This is a genomic window from Pseudoduganella sp. RAF53_2 (assembly GCF_052113985.1).
In the GTDB taxonomy this organism is placed as follows: domain Bacteria; phylum Pseudomonadota; class Gammaproteobacteria; order Burkholderiales; family Burkholderiaceae_D; genus Rugamonas.
In genome coordinates this window covers 1-8,941 of the sequence record NZ_JBFRDW010000202.1, presented here as the reverse complement: position 1 = coordinate 8,941, position 8,941 = coordinate 1, and the positions used below count along the sequence as shown (strand labels likewise).

Genomic DNA, 8,941 nt, shown 5'->3' with positions numbered 1-8,941 from the left:
GTGCTGCATGAGTACAAGGTCGTGCTGAACGGCTTTGCCGCCATGCTGACCGATGACGAAGTGCGCCAGTTGAAGGCCAGCCCGCAAGTGGCCGATATTTCGGCGGACGAGCCGCGCCGTCCGGTCACCAGCTTTACCCCAACTTTCCTCGGACTCGACAAGCCGGGCGGCTTGTGGAGCCAGCTCGGCGGGCCAGAACACGCGGGCGAAGATGTCGTCGTCGGCATTATCGATAGCGGCGTCTGGCCCGAGAATCCGGCTTATGCGGATCGCGTGGATGCGGCAGGCAAGCCCACTTTCGACAATAATGGAACGCTGGCCTACAACGCCCCGCCTGCGACCTGGCATGGCGAGTGCCAGACTGGCGAAGGCTTTACCGCTGGCCATTGCAACAACAAGCTGATTGGCGCGCGTTATTTCGATGCCACCTACCGCGCCATCCAGGACCAGGCTGGCCTGACGCCGGCATGGAGCGATTTCCGTTCGCCGCGCGACTCGCTGGGCGCACCGTCCGGCAGCGGCGGCCATGGCACGCACACGTCGACCACGGCAGCCGGCAACCACGGCGTGGATGGCAATGTCAACGGCGCCTATGTCGGCACGCTGTCGGGCATGGCGCCGCGTGCGCGGCTGGCGGCGTACAAGATCTGCTGGGCGTATCTGGAGCCTTTCGCCACCAGAGCCAGGTCGGCTGCTTCACGGGCGACGCGGTGGATGCGATCGAGCAGGCCGTGGTGGATGGTGTGAATGTGCTGAACTTCTCCATCAGCGGCAGCGATACCGTGAAAGACCCGGTGGAGATGGCCTTCCTGCACGCGGCGAATGCGGGCGTGTTCGTGGCTGCGTCCGCGGGTAATGCGGGACCGGGCAACACGGTAGCCCACGTCAGCCCATGGCTGGCAACCGTCGGTGCGTCCACGCATAACCGCTTCCAGAAAGCCGATGTCACGCTTGGCAACAAGGCCGTGTATTCCGGCGCGTCGCTGAACATGACGCCGCTGGCTGGCGGCACGCCCATCATCCGCGCGCAGGATGCGGGCTTGCCGAATGTGGACCCGGATCGGCTGCAGTATTGCTTCACGGCGGCCAATAACGATGGCGCGCCGGTGCTGGACACGGCCAAGGTAACGGGCAAGATCGTGACCTGCCTGCGCGGCGTGAACAATCGCGTTGATAAGAGCCTGGCCGTGAAGGAGGCGGGCGGCAGCGGCATGGTGATGATCGACAACGGCAATGGCCTGGTAGCGGAAGGGCACTCCGTGCCGACCGTTCACGTGAGCGCGGAAGATGGCGCGGCGATTGCCAACTACGCGCAGGCACTGAACGCCACGGCCGCGATGAGCAAGTTCGTCATGACCACCAAGGGCGAGGCGCCGATCATGGCCAACTTCTCCTCGCGCGGCCCGAACCCGACGGATGGCGATGTGCTGAAGCCTGATATGACAGCGCCCGGCGTCAATATCGTCGCTGGTGTCACGCCTTCGCTGACCCAGGAGCAGCGTAGCGATGTGGTCAACGGCACGCTGGTGCCGCAGCCGGCCTGGAATTTTTATGATGGCACATCCATGTCCAGCCCGCACGTTGCAGGTATCGCAGCGCTGTTGAAGCATCGCCATCCCGACTGGTCGCCATCGGCCATCAAATCGGCGCTGATGACGACGGCCTACGATACCTTGCCGGATGGGCTGTTCGGCATGGAGGCTGGTACGCTGCCCTTTGCGCAGGGCGCTGGCCACGTTGACCCGACTGCGGCCGCCGATCCGGGACTGGTGTACACGGTGGGCGCATCGGACTACAAGAAGTACCTGTGCGGCACGGGCATGAGCGATCAATGCAGCGAGGGCAGCATGCCAGGCTATAACCTGAACCTTGCGTCCGTTTCGGCCGGTAATGTGGTCAATACAGCGGTGATCACGCGCACGGTGACCAATGTCAGCGGCGCTGCGTCAACGTACACGGGCAAGATCGACGTGCATGGCTTTACGGCGGCGCTCCAGCCGGCGACGCTGGCGCTGGCGCCCGGCGAGAGCAAGTCCTTCAACATCGTGTTGACGCGCACTACCGCATTCGAGAACATCTGGCAGCTTGGCTCGATGGAATGGAGCGATGGCACGCATAAGGTGCGCAGTCCTGTCGTTGCGCGTGTGGGCCGCATGGTACGTTCGCCGGCTGCGCTGCGCAGCGACAAGACGGATGGCAGCACCATGATGACGGTGGAAACGGCCTTCAACGGGCGCATGGCTTACGCGCTGGGCGGCTTGAAGGAAGTGCAGCGCACATCCTTGCGCGTGGGGCAGGCGCCGGACAACAGTTCCGGCACGCCGGCGCGGATGCAGGCCAGCTGCAAGGCCGGCGGCACAGGTGTGCTGGTGCAGACGGTGCACATCCCTGCCGATACCGTGGCTGCGACTTTTGAGCTGTTCGACCGTGATACGGGCAAGCCGGGTATGGACGATCTGGATATGGCGTTGTTCGATCCCGGCTGGAAGCTGCTTTCCACCAGCGCCGTTGAAGGCTCGAATGAGCAGGCTTTGCTGGCTTCACCGGCGGCGGGGGACTATAAGCTGTGCATCATCGGCTATTCCGCGGCCAACCGGGCYAGCATCGACTTCCAGCTGTCGTCGGCCATTGTGACCAGGTCGGATGCTGGCGGTTCGTTGCGGGCCATGCTGCCTTCGCGCGTGTACACCGGCAAAACGGCGACGGTGAACGTGAGCTGGTCGGGACTGCCTACAGGGAAGAGGTATGTGGGAGGCTTGCAGCTGATGGATGCCAATGGCGTGCTGGCGTCGACCACGCTGCTGCAGGTGGAAACGGATGATCCGGTGCCACTGGCGCGGGCGCAGCGGCAGGCGCCTGCGGTCGATCCGCTGAAGTGAAAAACGGCGGGTCAATGACCCGCCCTACCAGCTACCAGCTAAGTGAAAAACGGCGGATCGAATGATCCGCCCTACGTAGGGCGGGTCATTGACCCGCCATCCACGTTACTTCAACGTGCGCTCGAACAGCTGGAAGATGCGGCGATACTGGTCGTACCAGCTCTCAGGCTGTACGTAAGCGTGGCGTTCCAGCGGATAGGACGCCAGCTCCCAGTGATCCTTTTTCAACTCGATCAGGCGCTGTGCCATGCGCACGGAGTCCTGATAGAACACGTTGTCGTCGACCATGCCGTGGCCGATCAGCAGGTGACCTTTCAGCTTGTCGGCATACTCGATCGGCGAAGAGATCTTGTACGCTTCAGGATCGATGTCCGGCGTGTTCAGGATGTTGGACGTGTAGCCGTGGTTGTACGTGGTCCAGTCGGTCACAGGGCGCAGGGCCGCACCAGCCTTGAACAGATCCGGTTCACGCAGCAGGGCCATGAAGGTCATGAAGCCGCCGTAGCTGCCGCCGTAGATGCCGACGCGGTTGATGTCGCCTTGCTGATTGGCGGCCATCCACTTGGCGCCGTCCACATAGTCTTCCAGTTCAGGGTGGCCCATCTGGCGGTAGATCGCCGTGCGCCAATCGCGGCCATAGCCTTTGGACGCGCGGTAGTCCATGTCCAGTACGATGTAGCCGTTCTGCACCAGCAGGTTATGGAACATCTGCTCGCGGAAGTAGTTGGTGTAGCGGTGGCTCACGTTCTGCAGATAGCCGGCGCCGTGCACGAACATCACGACCGGATACTTCTTGCCTTCTTCCAGCTTGGCCGGGCGATACAGCTTGGCCCAGACAGGCTGGGTGCCATGCGAAGACGGCACCGCCACGTACTGCGGCTGCACCCATTCGCGCGCCTTGAATTCGGCGGTGCGGGTATCGGTCAGCTTGGTCGCAGCGCCACCGGCGGCTGGTACGATGGCCAGCTGTGGCGGCAGATAGGCGTTGGAATAGTGCACCAGCAGCTTGCGCTGGTCCGGCGACAGGGAGAACTGTTCGACACCGCCATCCAGCTGGGTGACTTCACGCACCGCGCCATCGCTGGCGTTCACGGAGCAGACTTCATATTCGCCCGGCGTCTTGCGGTTGCACAGGATGTAGGCCATCGAGCCGTCTGCATTCCAGCGCACATTGGTGGCTTCCCACTGGCCGCTGGTCAGAGTGCGCTGCTTGCCATCGGCGCCCAGTGTATACAGGTGGGCATAGCCGCTTTCCTCGGACTGGAACCACAGGGTGCTGTTGTCCTTCATCCAGCCGAATTCGTTGTAGCTGTTATTGATCCAGGCTTTGTCGGCCAGGTGGTGCTGCGGCTGCAGCCTGGCTTCCTTCAGATCGACAGTGGCGATCCAGCGGTCCTTGTTGTCGACGGCACGCAGCATCACGGCGAGCTTGCCGCCGTTCTCGGTCCATGCCAGGCCATCGCCTTCATCTTCTTCCAGGCGCACCGGGCGATTGCCCTTCAGCGCCGGCTGCTTCTGCGCTTCGCGCAAGGACGCCAGAGGATCTTTGGCGATATCCGGCAGATTATCGAGCGAGATGTCGCGCACGGTGCGCGTCTGCAGATCGATCAGCTTCAGGGTCTGGGCCAGCGGATAGTTGCGGCCAACGCGGGTGCGCTGATCGTCGAACTCTTCGTAACCGGATTCCGTCACGTAACGCGGCATCTTGCCTACGCGGCCGCTGTCGCCGTTCTTCGGCGAGACCGCCACGACCAGCCAGCGGCCGTCCGGTGACAGGGCACTGGCATCCAGGGTGATCTTGTCGCCGAGATAGTACGGCGAAGGCGCGCGGGTAGCGTCGGCGCGGCGCTCGGCTTCATTGCGCTCGCGGACAGCTTCGCGATCATCCTTCTGGCGCTTCAGCGTGGAGATCAGGCGCAGCTGCATGGCGCGCAGGTAATCGTCATCCGGTGCGGCGGCTGGGTCTTTCATCGCGCGCGGCATGGCGAGCGGAGTCACCAGGCGGTCGGCACGGCTCCAGCTGAACCAGTCGTGGCCGATGCGGAACTGTACGGCGCGGCCGTCCGCCGAATACTGCGGTGCTTCGGCCGGCACGGTATTGCGGCTGATCTGGGTCAGGATGCCCGTCTTCATGTCGCGCTCGAACAAGTCGCCATTGCGCAGCACGATGGAGCGGGTGCGGTCATGGTTGTAGACGACGGTGGCGCTGTCCTGATTGGCCAGTTCCGCATCGCCGATCAGGCGCGGCTTGTCGCCAGCCTGGAACGTATCGCGCAGCGGAGAGCCGGTGCGCTTCTGTTTGTAGAAGACCTGTTTGCCGTCCCAGCTCCACCATGCGGTTTCGACCGGCGTGCCAATCCAGTCCGGATGGGACATGGCCTGATCGAGGGTGACGGGAGTGACGGCGAAGGCGGGAGCTGCCAGCAAGCTCGCCAGCAGAGGGAATGCTAGATATCGCATATGTGTCTTTTATATAAGGGGGAGATGTGCGAACGCGCATTCTAGCAGAGCGCCATTGGCCTCCCGCGGCAGTGACCGGCCGTTACAGCAGGCGCGCGATGGTTGCGCTCAGGATGTCCAGCGTGACCGGCTTGGTCAGGTGCAGGTCGAAGCCTGCCGCGATGGCGGTGGCGCGATCCTTGTCCTGGCCGTAGCCGCTGAGGGCAACCAGCTTCGTTCCGGCCAGTTCGGGCAGGGCCCGAATACGGCTCGCGGCTTCCTCGCCGCGCATGTCCGGCAGGCCGATATCGAGGAAGACAACATCCGGCCGCATTGCTTGCGCCGCTTCGATAGCGTCGATGCCGCGATGCGCCACTTGCGTTTCATGGCCGGCCAGTTGCAGAAGCGAAGCAATGATGTGGGCCGAGTCGGCGTTATCGTCCACGACCAGGATGCGGTAGCAGCACGGTGGCGCTGCGGCGGCATCTGTGCCGGAATCCTGGGCGGCTGCACTGGCTTGCTCTCCCGGCAGGCGCACTTCGAACGTGCTGCCCTGGTTTTCGCCGGCGCTGCTGGCGGACACGCTGCCGCCATGCAGCCATACCAGCGTCCGGACCAGCGACAGCCCGATGCCCAGGCCGTCCTGCACGCGGTCCGGCGCATGGCCTGCCTGCGTGAACAGATCGAAGATGCGCTCTACCTGTTCGGAATGAATGCCGATCCCGCTGTCGCGCACGCGCAGCACCGCATGTTCATCTTCGCGCAGCACCTGGACTTTGATATTGCCGCCCGGTGGCGTGAATTTGGCGGCGTTATTGAGCAGATTGCCGACCACCTGGGTCAGGCGGATGGCGTCGCCAACGACCCACAGCTCGCCCGGCAGGTCCAGCTCCAGCTTGTGCTGGCGCGCTTCGATATTGGGCAGGCTGGTTTCCAGGGCGGCGCGTACTACCTCGCACAAATCGGCAGGCGCGCGGCGCAGCGCGATCTTGCCGCGCGAGATGCGCGAGACATCCAGCAAATCGTCGACCAGGCGCACCATATGGTCGGTCTGGCGCAGGATGATCTGGCGCGCATGTTCGTGCAGCGGCGACGGTGAAGGATCGGCGAGACGCAGCAACTCCACCGCATTACGGATCGGTCCCAGCGGATTGCGCAGCTCGTGCGCCAGGATGGCCAGGAATTCGTCCTTGCGGCGGTCCATGTCGCGCAGTTCGCGTTCGACGCGGCCCAGGCGCAGCAGGGCGCGCACATTGGCCACCAGTTCCTCGGGTTCGATCGGTTCGAACAGGTAGTTGTCGGCGCCGCAGTCCAGCGCACGCACCTTGTCCGGCGTGGCGACATACGAGGCCGACGTCTGCAGCACCAGAATGTAGGCGGTGGACTTGTTTTCTTTCAGGTGGCGGCACACGTCGAAGCCGCTGATGTCGGGCAGTTTGGTGTCCAGCAGCACCAGGGCAGGGTCTTCGCTGGCAGCTTTGGCCAGCGCCTCTTCACCACTGGACGCCTCGATCACGCGAAAGCCGGCGCGCGTGAGGATGCGCGTCTTCGCGTAGCGTGCGGCATCGGTGTCGTCGACGTTCAGGATAAGTTCTTCATCGGCGCTGGACATGGCGTGGCCTTATGACGGATGGCAAGAAGCCTTGAGCTGGGCGAGCAACTCATCGCGCAGCACGGGCTTGTTGAAATAGCAGTCCGCGCCCAGGGAAAAGGCTTTCTGCCGATCGGAGACTTCGGAAACGATCAGCACCGGGACATTCTTGCGCTGCTCGCTGGCCTTGGCCTGGCTTAGCCACCGCCAGCTGTCTTCGCCCTGCAGGTAGAGGTCGAGAATGACAGCGGCGGGCTTTTCGGCGGCCCACGCTTGCTCGGCTTCCCACAGGCTGCGCGCGCACACGGCACGGAAGGGTGTATTGCGCAGGAAGCTGCGATACATCAGCATGGTGGAGCGGTCGTCTTCGATGATCAGGATGGGCAACCCGCTGCCATCCTGTGGTTCGGTTTCGAGCGCGTCTTCGCTGTCCGCGCCAGCCTGGTATTGACGCGGCAGGATAACGCTGAACGTTGAGCCCTGGCCGGGCACACTGTGCAGCGTGACGCTGCCGCCCAGCAGGCTCGTCGCCAGCCTGCGGCACAAGGGAAGGCCRAGTCCCGTGCCTTTCACGCGCTGCTGCAGCCGGCTTTCGACCTGRCTGAATTCCTCGAAGATCACTTGCTGGTATTCTTCGGCGATGCCGATACCGGTGTCTTCCACATCGAAGCGGATGCTATCGCCTTGCACGTCCGCCGAAACGCGCACATGGCCCGTTTCGGTGAATTTCAGCGCATTGGAAACGAAGTTGCGCAGGATCTGCGACAGCTTGGCTTCGTCTGAGTACATGATCAGCGGCGCAGCCGGCACGTCGAAGATCAGTTCCACGCGCGCGCCGGCCAGAAGGGGGCGCAGCATGCCGCGCAGGGCACTGAATAGGTCCGCCACATCGAATTTGACCGGCCGGATATCGACCTTGCCCGCTTCGATCTTCGCCAGGTCCAGCAGGTCGTCCACCAGTTCCGTCAGCGATTCGGCGCCTTTCAGAATGAACAGCACCTGCTTTTCCTGTTCTTCCGTCAGCTCGCCGTCCGCGCGCTCGATCAGCAGGCGCGACAAGGCGCGGATCGAGGATAGCGGCGTCCGGAACTCATGGCTCATATTCGACAGGAAGCGCGACTTCATCTCGTCGGCACGGCGCAGGTGATCGGCCTTCTCATCCAGCTCGGCATACAAAGCCACGACGCCGCGGTTGGTGTCTTCCAGTTCGTGCGTCAATTGCAGCAATTCTTCCTGGCGCGTGTTCAGCTCCGCCAGCGTGGCCAGCAGTTCCTTGTTCTGCTGCTGCATTTCCGACAGGGTGACATCGGCCGGTAGCGCCGTCAGCTGGGCACCCATTGCGCCCACCATGCCAGGCGTCAGCAGGGCAGCTTCGCGCGGCAGCAGTTTTTTCAGCGTGATCGTCGTGCCGCCGCCAACGGTGGTGCGGATGTCGAACTGGTCCATCAGGCGCCTGGCGCCGATGATGCCAAGGCCCATGCCGGTTTCGGACTGATAGCGGCCGGACAGCACCACATCGAGATGCGGAATGCCCGGCCCCTGGTCGCTGATCGTGATGACCAGCAGCTGCGGCGCGGTTTCACCTTCCACGGCAAACTCGATACGTCCGGCGCGGGCATAGTTGTAGACATTGCGCGCCAGTTCGGAAACTGCGGTGGCGATGCGTACCTGATCCTGGCCGCCGAAACCGCATAGTCCGGCGATCTGGCGTGCGCGCTGGCGCGATGCCACGACATCCAGCTCCGCATGTACGCCAAGGTTGAGGATGCGTAAGCTCATGGCAGCCACCCCTGGTGGTCGCGCAGCACCAGCACACTGACGTCGTCGCGTCCGCGCCGGAAGTCGCGATACAGCACGCCGGCCAGCAGGGCCGGGTGGCATTGCAGCAGGCCCGGATAATCGTCGATATTCCAGCGCGACGTCAGGCCGTCCGAATGCAGAACCATGGTTGCCGTGCTGTCCCAGTTGGCGGGGAATTCCTGCACCTTGCGCATATTGCTGCCGACGATGCCATTGTGGGATACCAGCTGGC

At 63.4% G+C, this 8,941-nt stretch carries 5 protein-coding genes and 1 pseudogene; 2 read left to right on the top strand and 4 right to left on the bottom strand.

What is annotated here, in order from left to right:
* Together AB4Z11_RS13835 and AB4Z11_RS13830 are read left to right on the top strand one after the other, a co-directional pair.
* Positions 1–747, top strand: a 747-nt coding sequence (locus AB4Z11_RS13835; protein WP_442025826.1) for a S8 family serine peptidase, incomplete at its 5' end; no start/stop codon positions are given.
* Entirely contained in the window at positions 711–2,879 is a 2,169-nt protein-coding gene (locus AB4Z11_RS13830) for a S8 family serine peptidase (protein WP_442025825.1), read from the top strand. The genes AB4Z11_RS13835 and AB4Z11_RS13830, both read left to right, overlap by 37 nt.
* A gap of 105 nt (positions 2,880–2,984) precedes the next feature.
* On the opposite strand, the gene AB4Z11_RS13825 is transcribed toward AB4Z11_RS13830, so the two are convergent.
* The 4 genes and pseudogenes from AB4Z11_RS13825 to AB4Z11_RS13810 form a co-directional block, all read right to left on the bottom strand.
* Positions 2,985–5,339 (bottom strand): prolyl oligopeptidase family serine peptidase, encoded by a 2,355-nt coding sequence (locus AB4Z11_RS13825; protein ID WP_442025824.1) that lies wholly within the window; start codon positions 5,337–5,339, stop codon positions 2,985–2,987.
* 82 nt (positions 5,340–5,421) lie between these two features.
* Entirely contained in the window at positions 5,422–6,930 is a 1,509-nt protein-coding gene (locus tag AB4Z11_RS13820) for a response regulator (protein WP_442025823.1), read from the bottom strand.
* A gap of 9 nt (positions 6,931–6,939) precedes the next feature.
* On the bottom strand, positions 6,940–8,688 hold the full coding sequence (locus AB4Z11_RS13815) for an ATP-binding protein (protein ID WP_442025822.1): 1,749 nt from the start codon (positions 8,686–8,688) through the stop codon (positions 6,940–6,942).
* A pseudogene (locus AB4Z11_RS13810) lies at positions 8,685–8,941 on the bottom strand (serine/threonine protein kinase); the annotation flags it as partial. The gene AB4Z11_RS13815 and the pseudogene AB4Z11_RS13810, both read right to left, overlap by 4 nt.